The following is a 23541-nucleotide window of genomic DNA, read 5'->3' as shown; positions in this document are numbered from 1 at the left end:
TCTTCCAACGTTACTGCTGACTCCCAATCAGCGGATGGAATACTGTTGCTTATACTTTTAGTCAATTTTAAGAAAGACTCATTGATAACAATGATAGTAGCTTCAATAAATAAAGCTGAAGAAAAGAACAAATTATCAATTCCTGGTCAAGTTTTTTGCAATCACTTCATAGCAATAAGTAAGCATCTTAAAGGAGATATAGATGCTTACGACTTAAAGAAAGTCAAATACTTTACTACTAAATTATTCAATAAGCCCGGCTATGAACTTGATCGTATAAAAAAGCTTTTATGGAATTCATGGAGCACAGAACATGCCCTGCATTTGACAGCGAAACAAGGTAACACAGACTATTGTAAATATGCTCTACATTGGTCCTTCCCTCAAGCGTATTACTCATGTTACCTTAACATGCATGCTTTTTGTTTAGCAATTGGAGATACGAGACAGACGCACTCCGATCTAATTAAAGCATTTGGTGAAAGGGTAATAAAGAACAGCTACCCGAAATCAATTAGCTTTTATGCGGATGGTAATTTTGAAGACTACACTGTTCATAATCTACCTTTACAAAACATTAAATCGGCAATTTCACAAATTAAGAGCGATGCAGATGCACAATCACAAATTGCTACTTTCTTAAAATCTACGAGAACAAACAGTGCAAAATATCACAGAGAAAAGAGACAAAACTCATCAAATCCAATAACTACAAAGGCTGGAACTTTATGCCAAAGCTTTAATAAAGAGCAATGGGAAATAATAACTAACAGGCTTGGACCCACTACTTTATTTAATATTCTTTATAGGTTGCGAATTAAAGCTAACTATAATGATATTGAATCATTTATGCATGCAGATATAAACTTTCAACAATTTCATGAATGTCTAATGGATACTGTAAGCTATTTGAACTTTGTGCACGAGAGCTATTTGGCAAAAGCTGTGGGCTTAAAAAAGTATGCAATGATTTTAAATGGATTCCCAGCACATATGTCTGACAGTTTTGTTAGAAGTCGTTATGAGCAACGTATAATACCTCTTATTAAATAACTATAACTTTAATGAAAAGGCACCTGAACTATACATCAGGTGCCTTCTTTCAACCTATAGTCTATAGTTGCTTATTTATTCCGCACCACAATCTCTACACGGCGGTTTAACTGGCGGCCTTTGTACGATTCGTTAGACGCTGCGGGTTTGGCTTCTCCAACAGAGTGAACTGTAATACGGGCTGCAGCAATATTTCCATTCTGCTCCAGCCAGTTCTTCACGGCCTCAGCACGTTTCTGGGCCAGCTCTTTATTATAACCGGCGCTGCCTTGGGCATCTGTGTAGCCATAAATGCGTACCTGGCCATCTTTGTTGCGCTGTGCAATAGAAGAGCTGATCTTTTTCAGGTTTTCCTCTGCACTTTTCTTGATATCAGACTTATCAGTGTCAAACAGGATGCGCTCTTCTAATACATACACGCTATACTTGTCATTGCCGCGTACCTTTACGTCACTGTCTTTGAACTCAGGCCAGTTCACGTCAGGCAAATTCATGTCGATGTTGTTCCAGTCGGCATCTCCGCTGGCATCAATGTCAACTATAGAGCCGTCGGCAGCTGAATCAGGTTCGTTTTCGTTCTCAAAGGCAACAGCAGTATCGGCAGTAGCTTCAGATGCCTCATTTCTATTGGCTTCTGTTTGCTTGCTCATCTTATCACAAGCAGTCATTGCACTAAGCAGTGCACATGTCAGGTAAAGTATAGTTCTTTTCATAGTTAATGTGTAGGATAGTTATAGTAGAGTAATACGCTATAGTTTAAACTATGACCACACCATGCCAAAAAAAGCTTTACCGGGCGTATAACAGCGATAACTGCTGCAGTTTGTGCTTACACAGAACCGAGTAAACTATACCGTTATGCTGAAGGATGAGAAAAGGCACTAATCTAAAATCTATGCCTGATGCTGTACAGCTATAGGTTCTGACAGCCAGAACATGGCTTCATCAACGTCTGAAAATTCTTTTACTGCCATATCGCCCAGGTTATCGGCGCGTTTTATAATCTGCTCTACAGCCATTTTATTAAACAGGTCTTCTGAAACCACGGCTGCATTACGCCGGACGCTGCTGGCTGCTAATCGAGGCACAACATATGCCACAAACCATTCCTGATCGGCCTGTCGGATTGCTCTTAACTTGCGGTTATCGCCAAGCCAGCGTAGCGGCTTATGTTCTTCAACCAGGTTAAGGCACTGCTGCACATTATCACGAAACTCCCGACCACTCAAAAAACCGTTCCAAACAGCTTTCCCTAACTGTAATTTAAAATCATACGTGATGGTTACTGCATCATTCTGGAAATACGTAATAATCATAACACTAAAAGCTAACTGGAGACAAAGTAACAAACCGTTTCAGGCATTATCAATCTAAAAACAGAGCCTTTCATAGATTAAGACTTAGCTCCTTAACTAATTAAAAATAGTAAGTATAGTTACCTAACAAGAATTTATCAAAGCTGAATGAGCTAAACAGGCGCTATACAACATCTACCAAACCTCACCTGTTTTTATTGCCCCTCTTTTTATGAATCAGAGCTATATAAAAAACCCTGGCTAAAATAACCAGGGCTTTCCCATATAGTTTAGATTAGTTTCTGAGCTTAAAATTACTGCTTCAGGAAGCGGTAAGTATGGCGTGCTTCACCATCCGAAACAGTCACAAAGTACATACCAGCTTTCAGGTTCTGAACTGGCAAAACAAGCTCTGTATCTGTTACACGGCTATACTGCGCCACCGCTTTACCCGAAGCATCCATTACCATAACCTCCGCTGACTGCACAGTTGCCTGCAGCGCAACCGTTACCTTGTCGGTAGCCATAGTTGGAAACACTTGCGCTATAGGTTCACCAGCCTTACGAGCAGCAAACGTAACAACTGCAGTTTTAGAGTAGGTGTAAGTACCATCATAATCAACCTGGCGCAGGCGGTAATAGTTTGTACCTGTTGCAGGCCTGGCATCTGTAAAACTATAGTTAAGCGCAGTGCTGCTCGTGCCGTTACCCGCAACTTCGCCAACTTTGGCAAAGCTCTTGCCATCCTGACTACGCTCTATTTCAAAACGGTCATTATCTTTTTCAGAAGCTGTCGTCCAGGTAAGTCTGGCTGCGCCATGCTGGTTCGTTGCCTTAAAAGATACCAGTTCAACAGGCAAAGGAATAATTTGTTCTTCTTTTCTCCAGGAAAGATTTTGAATAGCGAAGCCCTGACGACCACTGCTGTTTCTTATGGCCGAGGTATTACGGTAAACTATAGTTACGCGTGTAACAGCTCCTGCAAACGAAATAGTCGCATCACCTTCATTAGAAGCATTATCAACAATGTTAAGCCCAGTAAGCGAAGAAGCAGTAGCAGAAAATGAAGCGTTTGATGTTGTCTTAACCTTGCTCTTCGTCATCGGCACTCTGGTTCCGTTATTATATCCTACTATAGTTAACTCATCTATAAACTGATCTTTGGTAACATCCACATCAAAAATAGTGAAGGTCAGGTCTTCTATAGGCTTGTTCAGGTCCAGCTGAATAACTGAGCCGGCAGCAGTGGTAGCACCGGTCTGGACAAATGTAAGGCTTCTGGTACCAGGTCTGAAGGTCTTATCGTCTACCTTAGCAGTTTCAAGCACTACATTTCTGTCCAGCGTTCTGGACCAGCGCAAGGTTACGTCATCAACTTTGTACGGCGAAACAGCATTTAGCCCGGATACTACAAAGGGATCTTCGTTCAGTGGTCGGGTAGCCCAGTCAAACGTTGCAAGACCTGTTTCAGGGGTACCTGTGATCATGATATCGTCGATAGCATAGTAGGCATCCCTCCTGTTTTCCGCATTATACGTTATTCTCCAGTATATTCTCACATTCGGCATACCCATTGCCGCTGCAGGCAGCTCTATTGCCTTGCCGCCATTCACCTTGTTCCAGGCACCATTTACGTTGTTGGTAGATGTATAGAAAGTAATACGGGTTAAGCCACCATTTACGCTGTACTGCAGCTCTACAGGCTCTGTAAGATGAAATGCGGTATTGCCTGAGTTAATGTTATGAGGATTTCTGTACTGCTCCCAGGTAATAGTTGCTTTACTAAACCCCAGCGTTGAAATGTTTATGTAAGCGTTTTTCTCACCGCTTCGGCCAGCTACTGTCTGCAGATATTGCCCTTTTGAGGATTGTGGCAAATTGCTTGGCGTTATTGAAGCAACCGCCCAGGAAGTAGCAGGAACCATAAAAACTCCGGAAGGCACCCCTGTTCCTGAAAAGTTCTCCTGATATAGTATTACCTGAGCAAAAGCACCTAACGAAACAAACATTAAAACAACTAGCAGTGCGGAAATCTTCTTCATATAATTGACTTATGTGTCTATATATGAAATATCTATGCCACAACTTTTCGAGCTCTTTTTTGAACATCCGACTTTAATAAGAAGCAAATATTAAAAAAATCACCTCCTTAATAATCAGGCGATTACAACTACAGACAAGACGTTTTGTGCAAAATAAAAATAACAACAAACTATAGCGGAACATATATATTTAACTATATATTTTCCACATATGGGAATCAAGTCCAATAAATGGGAAATTAAATAAGTTTAAAGTAATAGCTGTAAAGTGGAACTATAGCAGTAAAACTTATAGTTAGGATTAATGCTCAGTAATAGAACTATAGCGGCTTAAATTTCTGACAAGCTGGCACTACAAATAAGTGCAATAGATCTGTTTAAAGCCATAATGGCATTGTTATGCTACTAAACGCTTGTTGCTTATAGTGGCACACGGTTTGCACTAATCCTCTATGAAAACGATAGAGGAGATTGAAATGAACTTGATGAAAAATAAACGCTTTCTAAAGAATATTGCGGAGCATCTTAACTTATTCAACACTATTTCCGGTGGGATAAGCGAGACGCAGGTTACTGTATCCAAATTTGAGAAAGGCGCCGTAATTAAGGTGTGGGCTGCTGGTGTTACCCCTGAATCATTTAAAGTACTGGTGCATAATAACCAGTTAACTATATTTTCGCTGCTGCATAGCGACGATAACCCAGAGCTGCACGTGCCTATGTTTAATAGGGTATTTGTGATACCGCCACAAGTAAATATAGATGAAATAGAGGCTATGTACCACCAGGGGCAACTGCAGGTGAGGCTGCCTTACCACAGCGCTGCCAACAGGCCAAAAGAGATCGAGATAAAACAACTATAAATTAAAAAGGCTACTTAACCAGTAGCCTTTTTTGTTATGCGTTATTATTAATGAATTTCGCTTTTATAATAGAGGTCATATAATCATGCACTTCCACTGTCTCCTGGTCATAGGGGAAAGTGTTATAACTATCGGCAGTGGTTTGCGAAACTCTGCAACCGTTGTTTACCATCATAAAAATAAGCTCGCGCAGGCGGTAAGGGTGGCCGGCTACATTTAAGATACAATCTGTATCGCTGGTTTCAACTCGCAGGAACATGTGTTGCACATGGTTTACATCCGACATTATCTCCTGTTCAAACATAGGCAATCTTTACTATTCGTTGGCTTTGGTTTATACTATAAACCCACAAAAGCTAAAATAGTGCCATCTGCAATGCACCTTTTACCTGATCAAAGCTACCGACGTGGATATTTTTTACGCCATCCGACCACGAATATGATTACCCAGACAGAGTAGATTGGCGAGAGCACAGCAGGTAGGTACGGATCCACAGTTAGCCAGAGTATAAGTTGTATTGCAACTGTTAAAACTGCCCCGATTACCGCAATCCTGAAGTATTTCTTTCCTGGTTCCATGGAGGTTTATACGAGCCTTAAACTATAAAACGAAACAGCAGCTCTTGCGTGAGCTGCTGTTTCTTACAAACTATAGTATAACAATTTAATTTAACCTGGCGGCAGGCATTACTTTGCCTTTGTGGTGCATCAGCATCTTAGTGATCTTGCCGTCAGCATCTTTTTCAAATGTTACCTGAGCCGGTGCTACTTTTACAAAAAACTTATCTTCAGCCTCCGGAAAAATTGCAAAGCTCTCCTGCCCTGCAGCGCCTACATAAAGCAGGTTGTCTTCCAGGGTAACTTTAAAGATCATTTTTGGGCCTACCTGGTACTCGCCAACATAAGCCCCAAGTTGCTCAGCACTTAGCTGCACCATTTTTCTGGCAACAGGCACTTCGTAAGGCGCTCCCATAACTATAGCTGTAATGTCGCTGGAGATAGGGCCATTAATCTGCTGCGATTCATAGTTACTCATTATGGTAATGGAAATGTTATGCGCTGGCAGGCGTATGAGGTTTGCTTTAAAACCATTAATAGCACCACTATGGCTGATGCGTTGTGTTTGATGCACCGAGTCGACAACCCAGCCATAGGCGTAATTCTTCATTACAGGCGTAAACATCTCTTTCTTAGAAGCCTCATTCAGCAGCTTATTCGTTTGCAATGCAGCATCCAACTTAGCCAGGTCGGCAGGGGTGGCGTACATGGCGCCGGCAGCATGGCACCAACTCATGTCTATATATCGTGCTGCTTTGCGCTCCAGACCATCGTTGTTATACCCTTTGGCCAAACCTGCTACCGGTGCACTGAACTCCAGTCCGGCGGTTTGCATCTTTAATGGCTTCAGAATCTGCCTGGCAAGCACTTTGTCATAAGGCTTTTTAGTAACCACCTCTATTACACGGCCAAGTAGGATATACCCCGTGCTGTTATACTTCCATTTGGTGCCAGGCTCAAACTCCAGGGCGTAATCTTTAAAAAATTCGATGATCTGCTGGTTGGTGGCTGGCTTAGTGTTTACGTCTTTCCACAGCATTACATAGTCTGGAAGCCCGGAAGTATGAGTTAAAAGATGCTGCAATGTAATCTTATCGCTGTTTGGGAAGTCGGGCAGGTATTTGCTTAACTTGTCGTGTACATTCAGCTTACCTTGTTCTTGCAGCTGCATAATCAGAATAGCGGTAAAGGACTTGGTAACCGACCCGATCCTGTACTTGATATCCGGACCGTTGGCTATAGTTGCTTCGTAGTCGGCCATGCCGAAGCCTTTGCTGTAAACAGTTTTGCCATGTTGCGTAATGGCTACTGTACCGCTGAAAGTGCCTTGCGCCTGGTGTGCACTCAAATAGGCATCCAGTTTGGCTGTTACATCTTGAGGAATCTGTGCTACTGCCTGGTTATGTAACAGCAGGAGTAACAGGAAAGCTGCCAGTGCTCTGAGGAGGGCAGCAGGTGTGTAGTTGATTTTTTTCATAGTTTTATTTTGTCGCTTAGTGTGCTTTTCTATAGTTTAAGAAAGGTACACGGCACAAATATAAAACACAGTACTATGCAAAACAAGGTACTATACAGCAATAACAACAATTAACCTGAAATTGTTAGTGAACGGAAGAAAATTGCTTGTAGAAATAGGGAATAGGCATAAAAAAACCCGGCTCAGGGCCGGGTATTCATTAAGCGAAAAGCTTCTGCTCGGGAGATTTTTTTCTCCAATATCATCGGTGGATCGTCCTTTTTAGCAACGACCAACGTAAACTTTCCTTTCTCGTCCTGGTAATAAACAAGCGTAGTAAGATCCTCATAACCGATGCTATAGATCTTACGCTTTTTACCAAGGAAATTATATTTATCTAACTCGTAATTCTTCAATAACCTCATATCCCTACTATCTTCTGGTATTTTAACGGTTAAACAAGGGTACATTGTTTCAAAATCCTATAGTTTTACAATGCATTCCTCTAAATAATTATACAATTGATAATGACACACTTAGCATGCAAATATGATTATATTAGCAGACTTTAGTTGTTTTCAGCCCTTGATCAGGCAGGTTTAGCCAACATAATCAATGCCAAACTATACAATCAGAGAGATAACTACTTTGCCACACATGCTGGCGCAATATCCGCTTATAAAACAGTTAAACCCGGATATGCAGGAAGCGGCGTATGAGGCGTTACTAAAGCAAATGCTACCAAACGGGTATCGCATGGCAGGTATTTTTGATGAGGATGGAGTATGCCTTGGACTGTCAGGCTTCTGGATCAATACCAAGTTGTATAGTGGCAAGTACCTCGAAATAGATAACTTTGTGATAGACGCCAGCAGCCGCTCACAGCAACTGGGCAAGCGTCTGGTTGACTGGCTACAAGTTTTAGCTATAAAAGAAGGCTGCCAGACAATTATGCTGGATGCATATTCCAGCAACCAGGCAGCGCATAAATTCTACTTCCGCGAGGGTTTCAATATCAAAGGCTACCATTTTTATAAAACACTGTAATGCAGCAACAAAGCAAATATGGGTTCTGGGTGTGGCTGCTATACTTTGTGCTTTTTGAGCTGGTGGTATACATTGGCCTGAGTTATCTGCTGTCGGGGCTGGGGGAGAGCAACCAATACCAGGAAAACAATACAGTAGTGCCTAACTGGGTGAAAGCTGTAGTATTTATTTTTTTATACCTGCTGTGCCTGTTAATAGCGGTAATGGTAGTAAGTAATATAGTGCCATCAAAACACCGGGGGCAACTGATGCGTTGGGTTTACCTGGGGCTGCTGGGCATGCCGGTTATGCTGTATATTCTTTTTAATTAATTTAGCAGTATAACACCATCTCTACGTTAGTATATAGTATACTGTAACATCATGATCCGAAAACAATTCTATCTGCTACTTATTTGCTGCTTAACCTGCGCCACAACTGCCCTGGCACAAAGAACGCAACCATATTTTATAAAGCTACATACCGGCGAAGTAATAATGGCTAACAAAATACAGCTAAAGTCGCCGCTGTTTAAGTCTAATTATTTCCTGCTGGATGACTCGCTGAGCTATAGTCCTGCTATGGTTACATCCTTCCAGAACAACGATGGCTATTATGCCCGTATAGAGCCCGGTAACCACCCAGATGCTTTTGCCAAGCGCATACTGGAGGGACCACGTATTGATAAGTTCTACACATCGCGCCTGACTTACGAAGGTTACTCTTACTCGCCTTACGGTTATGGAATGCCGCGCACCAGCCGCCGCCGGGTATATTATTTCTCTAAAGATGAAGGCCCACTTTACCACTATAACTACGAAAACCTGCAGATGGCCCTAGGCGACAACCCGTCCAGTATGGTGTTACTGCACCGATACAAGCGTGAAAAGGTAATTGATACAGGTGTAACTATAGTTGGTGCTGGACTTATGGCACTGGGCATTATAAACTCGGAACGAACTATGGAAGGCGACCTTAAACTATCGCCGATGCTGTATGCCGGAGCCGGGGTGCTTGGTGGCCAACTTGTTATTAACCTGTTCCGGAAAGATAAGCTGATGCAGGCCATACAGATCTATAACTACCAGGTAAAGCAGTAGCTGCCAGCCTTATACTTTTAGCTAACTATAGATATTGTGGAGAACTTACTATTGCTGCATGGTGCCCTTGGTGCTGCAACCATGCTGGAACCGCTTAAAAAAACCCTTTCAGGTAGCTACAATGTTTTTACCCTTGACTTTGCCGGCCACGGGGGCACTGCTTTTGCTGCTGAGCCTTTTAGCATAAAACTGTTTGCAGCAAACGTGCTTGATTTTCTGGAGCGTGAGCAGCTGCAGCAGGTACATATCTTTGGCTATAGTATGGGTGGGTATGTGGCCTTATACTTGGCAGCTGAGTACCCGGAGCGCATCAAAAGTGTGTTTACGCTGGCTACAAAATTTGCCTGGTCTGCCGAAGCTGCTGCCAAGGAGGTAAAGCTGCTGGACCCTGAAAAGATAAAAGCAAAGGTACCACACTTTGCAGCCACCTTAGCCGATCGTCATGCTCCGAACAACTGGGAAGAAGTAATGCAGCAAACAGTTGGCCTTATGCTCGGCCTGGGGCAGGAGCCACTGTTAACCCCATCAACATTGGCCAATATACAGCAGCCTGTTCAGGTGTCTGTCGGCGACCAGGATAATATGGTAACGATAGAAGAGACAACCGAAGCTTACCGCCATCTGCCCAATGCACGGTTGCTGGTGTTACCCGCCACCCGCCACCCACTCGAAACTATAAATATTAACCGCTTACAACACGAAATAAACCTTTTCATTACCAGTTTACCAGTACTATAGTTATGCTTCTGCGTTCCAAATCACCCAAATCGCTGTTTTTAAACCTTATCGTTATAATTCTAAGCCTGAGCTTGTTCTCTTGCGCTGGCAGTAAAGCAAGTTTCGGGGAGCGTGGTTATACCGAAGAGGGAAAGGCTTCTTACTATGGACGTAAGTTTCAAGGGCGAAAAATGGCCAACGGTGAGCCTTACCGACGAGGCAAATTAACAGCAGCCCACAAAAAGCTTCCTTTCGGCACAAAAGTGAAGGTTACTAACACTACCACCAACAAGTCAGTAAAAGTAAAAATCACAGATCGCGGACCATTTGTGAGAGGCAGAATCATTGACCTTTCGGAAGCAGCTGCCCGACGGGTAGGCATGATAGATGCCGGAGTGGCACCGGTTAAAATGAAAGTTATACGGCCCGCAACAAAAAGATAAATAGCGCAAACACTATACTTACTTTTTAATTTTATGCGTTAGCAGTAAAAAACCAATCATTCCCCAAAATATACAATCACATACTTGGATATCAGGGAATTAAATTTTACATTTGATCGTGGAAAAAAAGTGGCTACATAACTGTGCAGTTTTACCAACAGCAATTCTAACACTGTTGCTCGCTTTTTCATGCTCTCTGGTTCTGGCAAATAATAATGCTAACAACGGAGCCACGGCCACACAAACTCAAAACCAGCAAACCACGGTACCAACGGCTACCGTTTCAAGCACTGACCCGGCTAAGGCTAAGGTTAAAGCCACAGGTGTTCGCTCCCGCGACAAGTCTGTTCTTGATGCTGAAAGGCTTGATAGCCCGCTATCTTACTTTAAAGAAGCGTTTACTCCGGAAGACGAAAGGTCAAGCAGCGACATGATGCCGGCAATGGTAAGCACAGTAAAAGCGCTTATTGCAACGCTGCTTTCTACCGTAATGTAGCATGCGCTACTTCCCACTACTCTAAAATTTTTCCAGTTAAAGCATTCAAAGCTCTGATACCAGATCTGAAAAGGTTTTGCACGCATTTAATTCGTTATGCTGTCAGCGTTTATCTCAGCAACTATAGTTCAAGAGCTATAGTTATAGCTTCTCAACTATAGTTGTAACCGGTTCTTATAGTATCAATTTCAAACCCTGCTATAAGCCTGCACTATTTGGGTTTTCAGAGAAAGGTAGGTACACCACCTTATACTGGCATTTAATGCTCCCGGATCGGTCTACAGCAATGTGCGCTATAGTTGGTGTTAAACAAAATCGGTGAGCAGGGCCAGCACCAGGCCAAGCAGTGTAGCGATCAGCTTGTTTCGGTTAAAGCTGTGCTCCGGGCTAGTCTCGAACAGAATAGTAGTGGAAATGTGCAGGAAATTACCCGCTACCAGTCCCGTAAGTGCGGTGTACACCATACCGCCATGTGCCTCATGTGCTAGCAACGAGTTGCTTACTAAAATACCTAACGGCGACGCAACCGCAAATACCATCAGCCAGCCAAATGCCTTCTTAAAGTTCTTCAATCGCGACAGCAACACCGACATCAGCGCAAATGCAGCTGGCACGTGGTGCAACGCTACGCCCAGCAACACCGAGTAAAAACTGCCTTGATGATGCATATGCCCAACCGCGCGGTGATCCTGATCAACCAGGATACTACCTTCCAGGAAAGCATGCATGAACAAGGAGCCCAGCAACAGGTAAGGGATAGAGTCGGTTTGATGTGTGTGGGTATGGGTGTGCATGTGCCCATGCTCAATACCATGCGAAAAGATTTCCAGTATAAGCTGCAGAAAGAAGCCGGCCAGTACCCAATAACCAACTGTATGAGCATCCTGGTTGCTGATCAGAACATCAGGCAGCAGGTGTGTTATCGTTATTGTGAACAGGTAAGCCCCACTAAAAGCCAGCGCCATTTTAAGCCAGCGCACATTATCAGGAGGGAACAACTTGACCAGAAAACCAGACAGCACTACAGTAAAGAATAAGACCAGGATGGCTGCTATCATGCGGTAAGTTATTTTTTAAGAACAAAGATCATACGTTCGCTGCTTGCCGGGTTGAAAGGACGCAGGTTATAGTCGCCGAATACTTCTGCAAGCCGGAGCTGTGCCATACCAAAGTATTCTATAAAATCTTCCTGACGCAGTGCACGCACCCGCTCCTCGAATTTATAATCCTGCCCCTTATCAGTAAAGCGGATCGTTTTTACAATAAAGCCATTGTCTACGCCACGGTGTATATGGAACTTGATGCCCTCAACTATTTTTACCTCTTCTGCTACCAGGTTGGCGATGGTCAGGTCGGTATTCATAAAGTCTATAACTAGTTTGCCTCCATGTTTCAGGGCTTTGGCCATGGCATTTAAGGCTACCACATTCTCTGTCTCGTTTTCAAAATAGCCGAAACTTGTAAACAGGTTAAGGATAAAATCGAAGCTTTCAGGTTGATACACTTCACGCATGTCGTGCTCGGCAAAATGCAGGCGCTCGTTCTCGAACTGTTTGGCGTGGGCAATGCTCTGCTCCGACAGATCAAGGCCGGTTACATCGTAGCCTTTCTGGTTCAGGTATACCGCATGGCGCCCTTTGCCACAAGGCATGTCCAGTATCTTTTCGTGAGGCTTCGGGTGCAGGTAGGTCAGCAATTTATCCATAAACTGCTGCGCTTCCAGGTCATCGCGGTGCTGGTAAAGAATATGGTAGTAAGGAGAGTCGAACCAGGTACTGAACCACTCTTGTTCCTGTATGGACATTGCAATGTATTATAATGGCAAAAACGAGTGCAAATATACTTCAAAAATATTTGTTGGTGGGTAATACGCAGTTTTTGCCGTTACATACGAAACAAACTATAGTTATGAGCACAAAAAAACCTGCCGCTGCTGAAACTATAGCAACGGCAGGTTTCCGAACTTATAATTTCTCGGTTAGTCCTGATACTTAGTAGCGCCGGCAGGAGAGTTAGTCTTTACCTCTTCGGCAGTGCTGTCAGCCGGGTTAATCTCGTTTCCGCCACGCTCACGTCCCGGAATTACTTCTTCGCGTGTTTCTTCGTGCTGTACAGTACCATCAGCAGCCACTTCAGGCTTACCAGCATCCGATACGTTAAATGTGTTGCGTGTACCTGGCTCAACAAGGTCAACAGACACTTTCTCACCTGGCCTCAGGTCAGAAGGCGCACCGCAGGAAGCCATAAATAAACCGCAAACCGCGGTAAATACTGCTATTACGTTCTTATTCATTTTTGTATGATTTTATACTTTATCAGGAGCATCTTCGTCTGCTGATCTACAGACAAAACACTAATTTATAACATTTTACGTTTACCCTAGACGTTAAGGTTCCTGGGCGGCCAGCTTAAGCTATCAGGCTCTTGCGGCGCAGCAGGCTTTCCATCAGCTTCACGTCGTTGGTGCCCACAAATATACGATAAGGCAGGTGAATAAAAACCGGAGCCTGGAAAGTACGTGCCAGCCAGCCTTTAAATCCTTTCGGCATTAGATCAGCACTGGCTGGTTTCAGCCACAACAGGAATGCATCATTGCTACGCTCTGCCTTGGCTATCATATCCCAGTTCATGCTCATGCCTTCGCGCTCGTTGCGCTTCATAATGATCTGGCGCTGGTCAATCTCGTAATTCATTTTCTCAAACAGGGCAGTACCTTGCTCTACGCGTGTTACGCCTACTATTTGTGCCGAACGGATGGCCACGTAAATGATCGTCATAATTACGGCACCTACTACCCACCACCACGAGAAGCTGAATACAGCTGGTAGCATGAACAGCGCAAACGGGATCAGGGCGTACCACCACTCGCGGCGCCATACTTTGCCTAATGCTATTTTAGTAAACAGGTCTTTGTCTAACTGGTACTTTTTGGTGCGAATCGTGCCCGGAGCTGGTCCCTGTGGTGCACGAAATCTTTGGTTTAACTGCTGCATTCTTGTTTTTCTGATTTTGTTGCCCTGCTGTTTTCTTCTGCTTCGCTTCTCTGGCTGCAGGGCCTGCCAAAACTATAGTTTGTAAGCCTTCAGGCTCAGGTCAATACTTTTTATAGAGTGTGTAAGTGCACCCACCGAGATATAATCTACGCCACACTCGGCTACGGCACGAATGGTTTCTTCTGTTATGCCGCCGGATGCTTCAGTCTCATACTTTCCACCGATCATAGCCACTGCTTCGCGCATCATCTCCGGAGTCATGTTATCCAACATAATCCTATGGATACCACCTGTTTCCAGCGCTTGCTTCACTTCTTCCAGGTTGCGGGTTTCTACCTCAATGCGCAGGTCTTTGCCTTTCTCCTGCAGGTAACGCTGTGTGGCAACTATAGCTTCCTTTATGCCGCCGGCATAATCCACATGGTTATCTTTCAGGATGATCATATCGAACAGGCCGAAACGGTGATTATGCCCGCCACCTATCACAACAGCCCACTTTTCCATAATCCGGAAATTAGGTGTGGTCTTGCGGGTATCGAGCAGCTTTGCGTTTGTGCCTTTTATCAGCTCCGTCAGGTGATTTGTGTAGGTGGCAATGCCGCTCATGCGCTGCATGCAGTTTAGTACCAATCGCTCTGCTGTAAGTATGCTCTGCGCTTTCCCTTTTACGGTTAAGGCCACATCGCCATATTTTACAGCAGCACCGTCCTGCAACAGTACTTCTACCTGCAATCCGGGGTCAACGGCGTTAAATATGTAACCAGCAAGCTCAACGCCAGCCAGTATGCCTTCCCCTTTCACAAGCAGGCGCGCCTGGTTCTGCGCATCTGCCGGAATAGAGGCCAGCGAGGAGTGATCGCCGTCGCCAATATCTTCGGCCAGCGCCATCGCGATAAACTCGCTTATACTTTTTTCGGTGAGGTATGTCGGTTTCACGGTGCAAAAATAAAAAAAGGCTCGGGATAAACCCCGGGCCTTGCTAAAAATATGCTTGTATATACTTAATCTTTTATAAAATTCATGGATTGTATCTTAGATTCTTTCATTCGTACTAATACTGTGTACGTTCCGCTCTTAGAACTATAGGTACCGATGGCATATTGCTGCCCCTTGTCGGAAGAACCCTGGTGGCTGTAAGTAAAATCTACAGGAGCGTTTTTGCTGAAGAAGTTCTTCATCACGAACTCAGCCTGTGTACTACTATAGCTGGTAGCTTCCTTGCCGTTTAGCGTAAGCTCTACGGTACTGTTAAAGCTGCGGGCCAGGTCTTTGGAAGATCCGGCCTTCATTGCCGACTTAACGCTTTCCATTACACCACCCTGTGCCATGGCTTGCCCTACTGACATAAACGCCACAACCAGAACCAAAGAGAAAACGAAGGCAAACTGTTTAAAATTTTTCATAATGTTGTTTGTAACCTACAGACCTAGAGCTAAAACTATGCCAACAACTATACAATGCGTATAACACCAGAGATTGCGGTGGTTAAGTTATATATAAAATTCAGAACTTACCTGATACACCTTTAAAATTATACTTTACCAACACAGCAGCAGGAATGTTATAGTTGGAGCACGGGATAAGTATACACAAGATTATAGCTATATTTGCAGCATGAACAAGCAGGTACTTTTAGTGATCCTGGACGGGTGGGGAATTGCCACTAATCCAGCGGTCTCGGCCATCCAAAAGGCCAACACTCCTTTCTACGATTCTATTATCGCAAAATATCCACATACCAGGCTGCAGGCTTCCGGCGAAGCCGTAGGCTTACCAGAGGGCCAGATGGGTAACTCCGAAGTGGGCCACATGAACATTGGTGCCGGCCGTGTAGTGTACCAGGACCTGGTATTGATTAACAAAACCATTGCCGACAAAAAGCTGGGCAGTATGCCGGCACTGGCAAACGCTTTTGCCTATGCCCGCGAAAACAAAAAGCCAGTGCACCTTATCGGGCTGGTTTCGGATGGTGGCGTACACTCGCACCTCAACCACCTAAAGGCACTCTGCACTGCTGCTTTCGACGAAGGCCTGCAGCAGGTATACATCCATGCCTTTACCGATGGCCGCGATACCGACCCGAAAGGCGGCGTAAAATACATGAACGACCTGAGCGAGCACATAGACCGCACCACCGGAACTATAGCTTCCGTAATCGGGCGCTATTATGCCATGGACCGCGATAACCGTTGGGAGCGCGTAAAGCTGGCGTACGACCTGATGGTGAAGGGCGAGGGCAAGCCATCATCTAATGTTATCAGTGCCATACTAGAGTCTTACAATGCAGGCGTTACCGATGAATTTATAAAGCCTATCGTTCGTGTAGACAGCAACGGGGAGCCAGTAGCAACTATAAAGGATGGCGATGTAGTGATTTGCTTTAACTTCCGGACAGACCGTGGCCGCGAGATAACGCAGGCTTTGACGCAGCGCGACTTTCCGGAGCAGAACATGCATAAGCTCAACCTGCATTATGTGACCATGACCAACTACGACGATACATTTGAGAACGTATCGCCGATCTTTGATAAGGATAACCTGAACAACACGCTGGGCGAGGTGTTAGAGAAAGCTGGCAAAACTCAGATACGTATTGCCGAAACAGAAAAATACCCGCACGTAACTTTCTTCTTCTCAGGCGGCCGCGAGACCGAATTTGCCGGAGAGAAGCGTTTGCTGTGCCCGTCGCCTAAAGTAGCGACTTATGACCTGAAGCCCGAAATGAGTGCTTACGACCTGCGCGATGTACTGGTGCCCGAACTACAGAAGAAAAGTGCAGACTTTGTTTGCCTTAACTTTGCAAACCCCGACATGGTTGGCCATACGGGCGTATTTGAAGCAGCTGTAAAAGCCTGCGAAGCTGTGGATGAATGTGCCGCCGCTGTGGTAACCACTGCTCTTGAAAATGGCTATGATACTATAGTTATAGCTGACCATGGCAACGCCGACTGCATGATAAATGACGACGGCACACCAAACACCGCCCATACCACAAACCTTGTTCCGTGCGTATTGGTAAGCAATACCTTTAAAGGTGAACTGCACGAAGGTAAGCTGGGAGATATTGCCCCAACTATACTGGAGCTGATGGGAGTTCCGCAGCCACCTGAAATGACAGGAAAATCACTGATAAACCACTAAACCTGGTGAGAAACTATAGTATAGCTTGTATTGTAATGGCCGTAGTGGCACTGGTAGCTTGTGAGCAGCCGGCGCCACACGCTGCCAGTGCTTCTAACTTTAACGTTGCTGCTTACGTGCAGCAGGAAGCAAAGCGCCTGCAGGCAGCACAACCGGCTATACTCAAAACCGTGAAAACGGAGCATGCCCCAACCGAAACCATACAACTTAACCACGTAAACTGGGGTGATGAACTGGCCGTTTTTGAAGACGCCGATATTACCAAGCCCACATTGCAGGAATACTACAGCCGCCAGGAACAAGAGTTACCGGACGGCAGCAAGGCCGTCAGTTACCAGCGTATACCAGATGCCAAAGCACCTGTATCACGGCTGCTTCTGCAAATAAGTCCTTCAGGTAACCTGCAGCGCTTGGAAGCTACCATGCACGACGAAAATCTTCTTTTCTATTCTGAACGTAATGCAATATTAGAGGCCAACCCACAAAACGGGCACCTGCAGAGCTATCGCATAAACGGAGTACAGAAACTGATCTTCAGCGATTCGCTACACTACAGCATCCACGTTAATTTATAGTTTACCCCTGCTACACAGGCAGTTGTAAGGCATAAATTCAGTAGTTTTGTAAGCATTTCTCTTTACTGCTAAAGTTTTTGCTATTTCATACTTTTACTACCTGCTTTTATGCGCTTCTCTGCTCTTTTAAGCTTCGCGCTACTACTGCTTGCGCCTGCCTATGGCCAGCCAGGCAAATACCGGGTTTGCGCTACCGACCAGTACCAGGAGACGCTGGAGCGCCTGGAACCGGGCACTAAACTACAGCAGCAGAAAGCCCGCGATGCAGCGCAACTTTACATCAGCCAGCAGAAGAGCCGAGGCAAAGCCATGCGAAGCGCGGAAATCATCTCTATTCCGGTTGTCTTTCATGTGCTTTATAACAGACCGGAACAAAATATCTCAGATGAGCAGATCCTTTCGCAGTTAGCCGTACTCAACGCTGATTTCAGGAGAACCAATGCAGATAAAATAAATACGCCGGTACATTTTGAAGCTTTAGCAGGTGATGCAGGTATAGAGTTTTGTCTTGCATCTATCGGCCCGGATGGCCTGCCAACTAACGGTATTACCCGCACATTTACCACAACCAGAAGCTTCAACCCGTCAAATAACCGCATTAAACGCGCTGAAGAAGGCGGAGCTGCAGCCTGGGACCGGGACCAGTACCTGAACATATGGATTGGCAATATTGAGGAAAATGTGCTCGGCTGGGCTACTTTTCCGGGTGCACGTATCAGCCCTCAGAACGATGGCGTTGTGCTCCATTTTCAGGCAGTAGGCACTACTCCTTACAACAAAGCCGGCACACAATATAATAAAGGCCGCACTGCCACCCACGAAATCGGGCATTGGCTTGGCCTGCGCCACATCTGGGGCGATGGTAACGCAACCTGCTCCGATTCGGATGGCATCGATGATACGCCTAACCAGCGTGGCCCGACGTACGAATGCCCTTCCGGGATTGAATTATCTTGCAACAATGGTCCCTATGGCAACATGTGGCAGAACTACATGGACTATAGTTACGATGCCTGTATGAACCTGTTCACTAATGGCCAGATTGAATTTATGCAGGCCGTGCTGAGTTCTTCCAGGTCCAGAATCCTGCTCTCGCCAGCGTGTAGCGGCGGGTTGCTTGCCGATTTTGAAGCTGCTACTGATACACTTGTGCGCCGCGATCGTAAAGTTACATTTAAGGATACATCAGTAGGAGTGAGGCCCACAAACTGGCTTTGGGAATTTGAAGGTGGCACGCCTTCTACCTCTACAGAGCAGCACCCTACGGTAAGCTATTTTAAACCGGGTAAGTATAAAGTTTCGCTAACCATAACCAGAGGCAATTTAAGCAGCACCGAAACCCGCGATCAGTATATTGAAGTTACGCCAAACGACCTGACCGTTTACCCTGTTCCGGCATCAGGTTATGTTATAATTGAGCAACCTGCCGCCGTAACGCTGCGTCACGTGGAACTTATAAACCGTTTAGGCCAGGTAGTGCTGAGCGAGGAAGTAACTACCCGTGTGGCCGAACTAAATACAGCAGGCCTGCCGAGTGGTGTTTATTTCCTGCGGGTAAGCGGCACCGAAGGCATTCAGACCAAAAAGATTACCATCATCAGGTAAACTATAGTTTAGTTGCCCGTCAGAGTTACTACAATCCAGCGCTTGGAAGCATGGTTGCGGTGCTCGCACAGGTAAAGGCCCTGCCAGGTGCCCAGGTTAAACCTTCCGTTTGTAATCGGTATAGTTACCGAGCTGCCTAGTATAGCCGCTTTCAGATGTGCAGGCATATCGTCCGGACCTTCGGAAGTGTGTTGGTAGTAAGGCGCGTTTTCAGGCACCATCTTATTAAAATGGCTTTCAAAATCCTGTCGTACGGTCGGGTCTGCGTTCTCGCTTATAGTTAAGCTGGCCGAGGTATGTTTGATAAAGATATGTGCCATGCCCATGCTTATCTCTTCCAGCTCCGGCAACTGCGACTCGACCAGATCTGTAATCAGGTGAAAACCCCGCTGAACAGCAGGCAAACGTATCTCTTTCTGGAACCACATAGTTTTATAGTTTGGGAGTTGGGAAGTTTAGGAGTTTGAGAGTTGAGAAGTTAGAAGGTTAGAAAGTTTTTATAGTTTAAGATCTAACAAATTGTATGTTCTGAAATCTAAATCAGAAAGCTCAAAGAACCATGCACGCTGCAGGCCTTTACTTTTTAACTTATACTTTTCTAACTTTCTAACTATAGATCAGTCTATAGTTCGTTCGTAGGCACCTATATCGGGGTTTGTAATGCTTCGCAATTTGCCTTTCAGGTCCTGGTCTATAGTTTGCAACCTGCGGGCTGCACCACTTGCCGGCGACAACGTATCGAGCTGGAAATTATACTTGCCGGGCTCTTTAAACTTTGGCTCTTGGTTCAGTATGTTACTATTCGTGCTCAGCAGATTGGTGTATCTGGCAGAGCGCAAAAGGTTATTGGTTATCTCCAGGCTTGCGCCAGTTCCCGCATCCAGAAGCAATTCGTCCTTCGCACCGAAATCATCTGAATAAACTATAGTATTGATGAGCCGCAAGCTGGTTGGCTTATCCCGTATCTCAGTGTCCGGTATGTAGTCTGTTATCACGAAAGCGGGGGTTGGCCGTGGCAGCGTGTTATTATAGTTTACAATAGTGGAGTAGAGCACCTCATAGTTGCCGCCACCTAAACCGCCGAAACCAAACTGACCGCAGTTATAGATCAGGGTATTCACGACACGTACATCCGAAGTAAAGGCAACTAAACCATCCAGAAAAGCATGCCCGATAACACACCCTTCTACCAGTGTACCACCTTGCCCGGGATTACCGATCCTTAACCCAAAAGTCGTATTCAGGATATCAGTATACTTGATAGAGTTATTGCTGCTTTGGGCAAGTATCCGGATGCCCTCCCACTGGCCTGGTGCACGCACATATTCTGCTTCGCGCCGGTAACCGCTAAAAGTTACTCGCTGCTCTGGGGTGCCGTTTACGTTCAAAGTTCCGTTTACTAACAGCACTCCCTTACTGCCTGCATAAACACGGGTACCTGGTTCTATAGTTAGCGTAGCTCCCTTATCCAGTAAAACAGTATCTAACAACACATGCGGTAAATTGCTCGTCCAGGTTGTGGTGCCAATCGTTTTCTTCCGGTGAAAGACCGCATTCTGGCCATATGCCACCAGTTTTATAGTTTGCCGCTTCCCGTTTGTATCAAATAAGATAGAGTCTGCTACAAGAAAAGGCAGATTCGTGTCATTGGGGTTTATGTTGACCTTTACCAGAATGTAGAGGCTGTCCTGTCCACGCAGTTCCAGGTTATTACGCACTGGTGTTTCCTGTCCGTTGATGATCAGGTTATAGGCCGAAGAGTTGGCGCCAGCCAGTGTAATGCTGCTGATGCGTACAGCTTTGTCGTTGCGGTTATATACTTTCAGGCGTTTGGTCACGCTGCCCCGCGAAACAAACACCGTATCAAACAACACCGTATCCTGCGAAAATTGAAGCACCGCACCCGGATCTGTAGTCAGCACTTCATCCTTAGGGTCGCAACCAACTATAGACAGCAGGCAGAGCAGTGGCAGTATGGCGAGCAGGTATTTCAAGTTTGATTGTTGGTTATTCGTTATCCGCTTTAGAAAAGAGTGTAGTTAAGCTGATCACTGCGAGTCGTTATACTCACAAATAGTTAAACAGTTCAGCAATTTACCCATTTAACCATTAAACAATTATGCATCCGCAATAAAAAAGGATGCAGTGGTAGCTGCATCCTTTATATAACTTGTTAAGCTTTTGCTTTATTATTCAGCTGTTGCGCCTTCTTTCAGTCTTTCGGCGTTTTCAGCAATACGTAGCTCTTCTACGAAATCATCAATACCGCCATCCATTACGGCAGGCAGGTTATATACTGTGTAACCAATACGGTGGTCGGTAACGCGGCCCTGCGGGTAATTGTATGTACGGATCTTATCAGAACGGTCGCCGCCGCCTACCATGCTTTTACGCTGGGCACCTTCGGCTTCGTTTTTCTTGGCTAATTCTACTTCATAAATACGCGAGCGAAGTACTGCCAACGCTTTATCAAAGTTCTTAAGCTGCGACTTCTGGTCCTGGCACTGCGCCACAATACCAGTCGGGATGTGCGTTAAACGAACAGCCGAGTACGTAGTGTTTACCGACTGACCACCCGGGCCTGACGAACAGAAAAGGTCTTTGCGCACATCGTTCATATCGATTTCCACGTCAAACTCTTCTGCTTCTGGTAATACTACCACAGATGCAACCGATGTATGGATACGGCCCTGCGTTTCGGTAGCCGGTACACGCTGCACGCGATGCACACCCGATTCGAACTTCAGCTTGCCATATACATCTTCGCCGGATACACCAACTATAATCTCTTTGTAACCGCCTGATGTACCTTCTGTAGCATCCATCAGTTCCATTCTCCAACCCTGCTTTTCAGCAAAGCGGCTGTACATACGGTAAAGGTCGCCGGCAAAAATAGAAGCTTCGTCACCACCAGCACCCGCACGAATTTCCATGATGATGTCTTTGCTATCGTTCGGATCTTTCGGGATAAGCAGTTCCTTCAGGGCATCTTCCATAGCTTCGCGCTGCGGGATCAGCTCATCCAGTTCTTCCTTCGCCATTTCACGGAAGTCTTCGTCTTTCTCTGTCGCAATCACCTGTTTGGCGTTGTCGATGTTGCTCAGGATGTTCAGGTACTTTTTATATTCTGTAACGATCTTATCCAGATCCTTATACTCTTTGTTCAGCGCTTTAAATTTCTTCATGTCGCTGGCTACATCCGGCTGAATGAGCAACTGGCTAACCTCTTCGAAACGCTGATTAATAGCTTCTAACTTATCTAACATTGTGTTATGCTGGTTTTAGGCTGCAAAGATACAAAATTGGCTTCTAGATTTGATATTCCTTTTTGCCACTCGTGTATAATTCTGTCGCCTTAATTAATTCTAAACTATAACTTTAAAGCTGTGCGTATAGTTTCAGATAGAGTGGCCACTATTAAAATAAGCCACATTATAGATTTTACCTATAAACGGATAAATTAAATCTATCCAAACTATAGCCCGACTGTCGCCCGAAACATTTACTTTTGACAGTAGTTAATACAGGAGACATTATTATAAACGTACATATCAAATTAAAATAATATGGCTGTAATACTAGCAACCGATAACGATTTTACACAAGTACTGAACTCTAACCAGAGGGTAGTAGTGAAATATTATGCCGACTGGTGTGGCAGCTGCCGCCTGTTTTCGCCCAAGTTTAAGCGCATGTCTGACGACGAAGCATTTGATGGAATAGCGTTTGTGGATGTGAACGCCGAAACCAGCCCTGAGGCACGTAAGCTGGCTAACGTAACCAACCTGCCTTTTTTTGCCGTGTTTAAGAACGGACAACTTGTAGATTCAGTAGCGGCCAGCAAAGAGGAAGCCGTTCGTGAACTGATCCATAAATTAGACGCTTAATTTTAGTAATAAGAATGAAAATACCTGCAATAAAAAAACTGGTTGAAAACTATAAACTGGATGAGCTGATTGCCGCTGAAACAGCTATAGTTGAAGAGCAGCCTTTAGCGATAGAAGTAGAAGGCGACGACGAGGGTGAGCAGCTGACACATGTGTTGGCCGCAGTCTGGATTCTGAACGAAATGAATGACAACGGAGCTGATTTTAAAACAGCCCTTCGTGCATATACTCAGAAAGTGCGTGTATCTATCAGCTAAAGCTATAGTTTGAGCAAAAACAAAAGGCCTGGCT

The 23541-nt window shown here is 45.1% G+C and carries 28 protein-coding genes; 13 read left to right on the top strand and 15 right to left on the bottom strand.

Annotated elements, in window-relative coordinates; genetic code table 11:
* Positions 1 to 90 precede the first annotated feature (90 nt).
* The gene (locus tag GXP69_RS01990) at positions 91 to 1053 is read left to right on the top strand and encodes a hypothetical protein (protein WP_163911700.1); all 963 of its coding nucleotides are present in this window, start codon (positions 91 to 93) and stop codon (positions 1051 to 1053) included.
* A 71-nt stretch (positions 1054 to 1124) separates the two neighbouring features.
* Here the strand turns inward: GXP69_RS01990 and GXP69_RS01985 are convergent, their stop codons facing one another.
* The 3 genes from GXP69_RS01985 to GXP69_RS01975 all read right to left on the bottom strand — a co-directional run bounded on the left by GXP69_RS01985 (position 1125) and on the right by GXP69_RS01975 (position 4390).
* Positions 1125 to 1766, bottom strand: a complete 642-nt coding sequence (locus GXP69_RS01985) for an OmpA family protein (protein WP_163911696.1) — start codon at positions 1764 to 1766, stop codon at positions 1125 to 1127.
* A gap of 180 nt (positions 1767 to 1946) precedes the next feature.
* Positions 1947 to 2369, bottom strand: coding sequence for an STAS/SEC14 domain-containing protein (locus GXP69_RS01980; RefSeq protein ID WP_163911693.1), 423 nt, complete (start codon positions 2367 to 2369; stop codon positions 1947 to 1949).
* Positions 2370 to 2662: 293 nt separating this feature from the next.
* Entirely contained in the window at positions 2663 to 4390 is a 1728-nt protein-coding gene (locus GXP69_RS01975) for a T9SS type A sorting domain-containing protein (RefSeq protein ID WP_163911690.1), read from the bottom strand.
* Between the two features lie 452 nt (positions 4391 to 4842).
* Here GXP69_RS01975 and GXP69_RS01970 point away from each other — a divergent pair, with 452 nt between their 5' ends.
* On the top strand, positions 4843 to 5253 hold the full coding sequence (locus GXP69_RS01970; RefSeq protein ID WP_163911687.1) for an Hsp20/alpha crystallin family protein: 411 nt from the start codon (positions 4843 to 4845) through the stop codon (positions 5251 to 5253).
* A 34-nt stretch (positions 5254 to 5287) separates the two neighbouring features.
* Here the strand turns inward: GXP69_RS01970 and GXP69_RS01965 are convergent, their stop codons facing one another.
* The 3 genes from GXP69_RS01965 to GXP69_RS01955 all read right to left on the bottom strand — a co-directional run bounded on the left by GXP69_RS01965 (position 5288) and on the right by GXP69_RS01955 (position 7692).
* Positions 5288 to 5557: a hypothetical protein gene (locus GXP69_RS01965; protein WP_163911684.1), complete on the bottom strand. Its 270-nt coding sequence runs from the start codon at positions 5555 to 5557 to the stop codon at positions 5288 to 5290.
* A 360-nt stretch (positions 5558 to 5917) separates the two neighbouring features.
* Positions 5918 to 7288: a serine hydrolase gene (locus GXP69_RS01960; protein WP_163911681.1), complete on the bottom strand. Its 1371-nt coding sequence runs from the start codon at positions 7286 to 7288 to the stop codon at positions 5918 to 5920.
* A 182-nt stretch (positions 7289 to 7470) separates the two neighbouring features.
* The gene (locus GXP69_RS01955; RefSeq protein ID WP_163911678.1) at positions 7471 to 7692 is read right to left on the bottom strand and encodes a hypothetical protein; all 222 of its coding nucleotides are present in this window, start codon (positions 7690 to 7692) and stop codon (positions 7471 to 7473) included.
* 190 nt (positions 7693 to 7882) lie between these two features.
* On the opposite strand from GXP69_RS01955, the gene GXP69_RS01950 reads away from it, so the two are divergent.
* The 6 genes from GXP69_RS01950 to GXP69_RS01925 all read left to right on the top strand — a co-directional run bounded on the left by GXP69_RS01950 (position 7883) and on the right by GXP69_RS01925 (position 11049).
* A complete protein-coding gene (locus GXP69_RS01950; protein ID WP_163911675.1) occupies positions 7883 to 8314 on the top strand; it encodes a GNAT family N-acetyltransferase in 432 nt (143 codons plus the stop codon).
* Positions 8314 to 8625 (top strand): hypothetical protein, encoded by a 312-nt coding sequence (locus GXP69_RS01945; RefSeq protein WP_163911672.1) that lies wholly within the window; start codon positions 8314 to 8316, stop codon positions 8623 to 8625. Before GXP69_RS01950 ends, GXP69_RS01945 begins: the two co-directional genes overlap by 1 nt.
* Positions 8626 to 8676: 51 nt before the next feature.
* Positions 8677 to 9393 carry a hypothetical protein gene (locus GXP69_RS01940; RefSeq protein WP_163911669.1) on the top strand — a complete coding sequence of 239 codons (717 nt, stop codon included), beginning with the start codon at positions 8677 to 8679 and terminating at the stop codon, positions 9391 to 9393.
* Between the two features lie 36 nt (positions 9394 to 9429).
* Positions 9430 to 10131 (top strand): alpha/beta fold hydrolase, encoded by a 702-nt coding sequence (locus GXP69_RS01935; RefSeq protein WP_163911666.1) that lies wholly within the window; start codon positions 9430 to 9432, stop codon positions 10129 to 10131.
* Positions 10132 to 10133: 2 nt separating this feature from the next.
* Entirely contained in the window at positions 10134 to 10553 is a 420-nt protein-coding gene (locus GXP69_RS01930) for a septal ring lytic transglycosylase RlpA family protein (RefSeq protein ID WP_163911663.1), read from the top strand.
* 175 nt (positions 10554 to 10728) lie between these two features.
* A complete protein-coding gene (locus GXP69_RS01925) occupies positions 10729 to 11049 on the top strand; it encodes a hypothetical protein (RefSeq protein WP_163911660.1) in 321 nt (106 codons plus the stop codon).
* Between the two features lie 305 nt (positions 11050 to 11354).
* Here GXP69_RS01925 and GXP69_RS01920 read toward each other — a convergent pair whose 3' ends face one another.
* From GXP69_RS01920 to GXP69_RS01895, 6 genes are all read right to left on the bottom strand, one after another.
* A complete protein-coding gene (locus GXP69_RS01920) occupies positions 11355 to 12107 on the bottom strand; it encodes a ZIP family metal transporter (protein ID WP_163911657.1) in 753 nt (250 codons plus the stop codon).
* An 8-nt stretch (positions 12108 to 12115) separates the two neighbouring features.
* Positions 12116 to 12853, bottom strand: a complete 738-nt coding sequence (locus tag GXP69_RS01915) for an SAM-dependent methyltransferase (RefSeq protein WP_163911654.1) — start codon at positions 12851 to 12853, stop codon at positions 12116 to 12118.
* 174 nt (positions 12854 to 13027) lie between these two features.
* A complete protein-coding gene (locus GXP69_RS01910; protein WP_163911650.1) occupies positions 13028 to 13342 on the bottom strand; it encodes a hypothetical protein in 315 nt (104 codons plus the stop codon).
* A 115-nt stretch (positions 13343 to 13457) separates the two neighbouring features.
* Positions 13458 to 14042, bottom strand: a complete 585-nt coding sequence (locus GXP69_RS01905; RefSeq protein ID WP_163911647.1) for a hypothetical protein — start codon at positions 14040 to 14042, stop codon at positions 13458 to 13460.
* A 72-nt stretch (positions 14043 to 14114) separates the two neighbouring features.
* Entirely contained in the window at positions 14115 to 14978 is an 864-nt protein-coding gene (gene nadC / locus GXP69_RS01900) for a carboxylating nicotinate-nucleotide diphosphorylase (protein WP_163911645.1), read from the bottom strand.
* 65 nt (positions 14979 to 15043) lie between these two features.
* On the bottom strand, positions 15044 to 15445 hold the full coding sequence (locus GXP69_RS01895; RefSeq protein ID WP_163911642.1) for a DUF4783 domain-containing protein: 402 nt from the start codon (positions 15443 to 15445) through the stop codon (positions 15044 to 15046).
* 211 nt (positions 15446 to 15656) lie between these two features.
* On the opposite strand from GXP69_RS01895, the gene gpmI reads away from it, so the two are divergent.
* The 3 genes from gpmI to GXP69_RS01880 all read left to right on the top strand — a co-directional run bounded on the left by gpmI (position 15657) and on the right by GXP69_RS01880 (position 19363).
* Complete coding sequence (gpmI, locus tag GXP69_RS01890) at positions 15657 to 17183, top strand: 2,3-bisphosphoglycerate-independent phosphoglycerate mutase (RefSeq protein ID WP_163911640.1); 1527 nt, start codon at positions 15657 to 15659, stop codon at positions 17181 to 17183.
* Between the two features lie 5 nt (positions 17184 to 17188).
* The gene (locus GXP69_RS01885) at positions 17189 to 17758 is read left to right on the top strand and encodes a hypothetical protein (RefSeq protein WP_163911637.1); all 570 of its coding nucleotides are present in this window, start codon (positions 17189 to 17191) and stop codon (positions 17756 to 17758) included.
* A gap of 108 nt (positions 17759 to 17866) precedes the next feature.
* Positions 17867 to 19363, top strand: a complete 1497-nt coding sequence (locus GXP69_RS01880) for a M43 family zinc metalloprotease (protein WP_163911634.1) — start codon at positions 17867 to 17869, stop codon at positions 19361 to 19363.
* A gap of 8 nt (positions 19364 to 19371) precedes the next feature.
* Here GXP69_RS01880 and GXP69_RS01875 read toward each other — a convergent pair whose 3' ends face one another.
* The 3 genes from GXP69_RS01875 to prfA all read right to left on the bottom strand — a co-directional run bounded on the left by GXP69_RS01875 (position 19372) and on the right by prfA (position 22629).
* The gene (locus GXP69_RS01875; protein ID WP_163911632.1) at positions 19372 to 19791 is read right to left on the bottom strand and encodes a secondary thiamine-phosphate synthase enzyme YjbQ; all 420 of its coding nucleotides are present in this window, start codon (positions 19789 to 19791) and stop codon (positions 19372 to 19374) included.
* 189 nt (positions 19792 to 19980) lie between these two features.
* Positions 19981 to 21357: a hypothetical protein gene (locus tag GXP69_RS01870; protein ID WP_163911629.1), complete on the bottom strand. Its 1377-nt coding sequence runs from the start codon at positions 21355 to 21357 to the stop codon at positions 19981 to 19983.
* Positions 21358 to 21552: 195 nt separating this feature from the next.
* On the bottom strand, positions 21553 to 22629 hold the full coding sequence (prfA, locus tag GXP69_RS01865) for a peptide chain release factor 1 (protein ID WP_163911626.1): 1077 nt from the start codon (positions 22627 to 22629) through the stop codon (positions 21553 to 21555).
* Between the two features lie 300 nt (positions 22630 to 22929).
* Between prfA and GXP69_RS01860 the strand changes: the two genes are divergently transcribed.
* Both GXP69_RS01860 and GXP69_RS01855 read left to right on the top strand, forming a co-directional pair.
* On the top strand, positions 22930 to 23250 hold the full coding sequence (locus GXP69_RS01860; protein WP_163911624.1) for a thioredoxin family protein: 321 nt from the start codon (positions 22930 to 22932) through the stop codon (positions 23248 to 23250).
* Positions 23251 to 23264: 14 nt separating this feature from the next.
* Entirely contained in the window at positions 23265 to 23507 is a 243-nt protein-coding gene (locus GXP69_RS01855) for a DUF6952 family protein (RefSeq protein ID WP_163911621.1), read from the top strand.
* The last annotated feature ends 34 nt before the right edge of the window (positions 23508 to 23541 follow it).

The organism is Pontibacter burrus (assembly GCF_010686685.1).
GTDB classification, from domain to species: Bacteria; Bacteroidota; Bacteroidia; order Cytophagales; family Hymenobacteraceae; genus Pontibacter; species Pontibacter burrus.
Note: the sequence above shows the minus strand (reverse complement) of the source record. Positions and strands in the feature narration are given on the sequence as shown.

Coding starts and splice junctions, on each gene's coding strand:
- GXP69_RS01905 (WP_163911647.1), bottom strand. CDS start 14,042: ATGCAGCAGTTAAACCAAAGATTTCGTGCACCACAGGGACCAGCTCCG.
- GXP69_RS01975 (WP_163911690.1), bottom strand. CDS start 4,390: ATGAAGAAGATTTCCGCACTGCTAGTTGTTTTAATGTTTGTTTCGTTA.
- GXP69_RS01950 (WP_163911675.1), top strand. CDS start 7,883: ATGCCAAACTATACAATCAGAGAGATAACTACTTTGCCACACATGCTG.
- gpmI (WP_163911640.1), top strand. CDS start 15,657: ATGAACAAGCAGGTACTTTTAGTGATCCTGGACGGGTGGGGAATTGCC.
- GXP69_RS01930 (WP_163911663.1), top strand. CDS start 10,134: ATGCTTCTGCGTTCCAAATCACCCAAATCGCTGTTTTTAAACCTTATC.
- GXP69_RS01875 (WP_163911632.1), bottom strand. CDS start 19,791: ATGTGGTTCCAGAAAGAGATACGTTTGCCTGCTGTTCAGCGGGGTTTT.
- GXP69_RS01940 (WP_163911669.1), top strand. CDS start 8,677: ATGATCCGAAAACAATTCTATCTGCTACTTATTTGCTGCTTAACCTGC.
- GXP69_RS01990 (WP_163911700.1), top strand. CDS start 91: ATGATAGTAGCTTCAATAAATAAAGCTGAAGAAAAGAACAAATTATCA.
- GXP69_RS01910 (WP_163911650.1), bottom strand. CDS start 13,342: ATGAATAAGAACGTAATAGCAGTATTTACCGCGGTTTGCGGTTTATTT.
- GXP69_RS01915 (WP_163911654.1), bottom strand. CDS start 12,853: ATGTCCATACAGGAACAAGAGTGGTTCAGTACCTGGTTCGACTCTCCT.
- GXP69_RS01960 (WP_163911681.1), bottom strand. CDS start 7,288: ATGAAAAAAATCAACTACACACCTGCTGCCCTCCTCAGAGCACTGGCA.
- GXP69_RS01955 (WP_163911678.1), bottom strand. CDS start 7,692: ATGAGGTTATTGAAGAATTACGAGTTAGATAAATATAATTTCCTTGGT.
- GXP69_RS01985 (WP_163911696.1), bottom strand. CDS start 1,766: ATGAAAAGAACTATACTTTACCTGACATGTGCACTGCTTAGTGCAATG.
- GXP69_RS01855 (WP_163911621.1), top strand. CDS start 23,265: ATGAAAATACCTGCAATAAAAAAACTGGTTGAAAACTATAAACTGGAT.
- GXP69_RS01920 (WP_163911657.1), bottom strand. CDS start 12,107: ATGATAGCAGCCATCCTGGTCTTATTCTTTACTGTAGTGCTGTCTGGT.
- GXP69_RS01880 (WP_163911634.1), top strand. CDS start 17,867: ATGCGCTTCTCTGCTCTTTTAAGCTTCGCGCTACTACTGCTTGCGCCT.
- GXP69_RS01965 (WP_163911684.1), bottom strand. CDS start 5,557: ATGTTTGAACAGGAGATAATGTCGGATGTAAACCATGTGCAACACATG.
- GXP69_RS01970 (WP_163911687.1), top strand. CDS start 4,843: ATGAAAACGATAGAGGAGATTGAAATGAACTTGATGAAAAATAAACGC.
- prfA (WP_163911626.1), bottom strand. CDS start 22,629: ATGTTAGATAAGTTAGAAGCTATTAATCAGCGTTTCGAAGAGGTTAGC.
- GXP69_RS01980 (WP_163911693.1), bottom strand. CDS start 2,369: ATGATTATTACGTATTTCCAGAATGATGCAGTAACCATCACGTATGAT.
- GXP69_RS01895 (WP_163911642.1), bottom strand. CDS start 15,445: ATGAAAAATTTTAAACAGTTTGCCTTCGTTTTCTCTTTGGTTCTGGTT.
- GXP69_RS01945 (WP_163911672.1), top strand. CDS start 8,314: ATGCAGCAACAAAGCAAATATGGGTTCTGGGTGTGGCTGCTATACTTT.
- GXP69_RS01860 (WP_163911624.1), top strand. CDS start 22,930: ATGGCTGTAATACTAGCAACCGATAACGATTTTACACAAGTACTGAAC.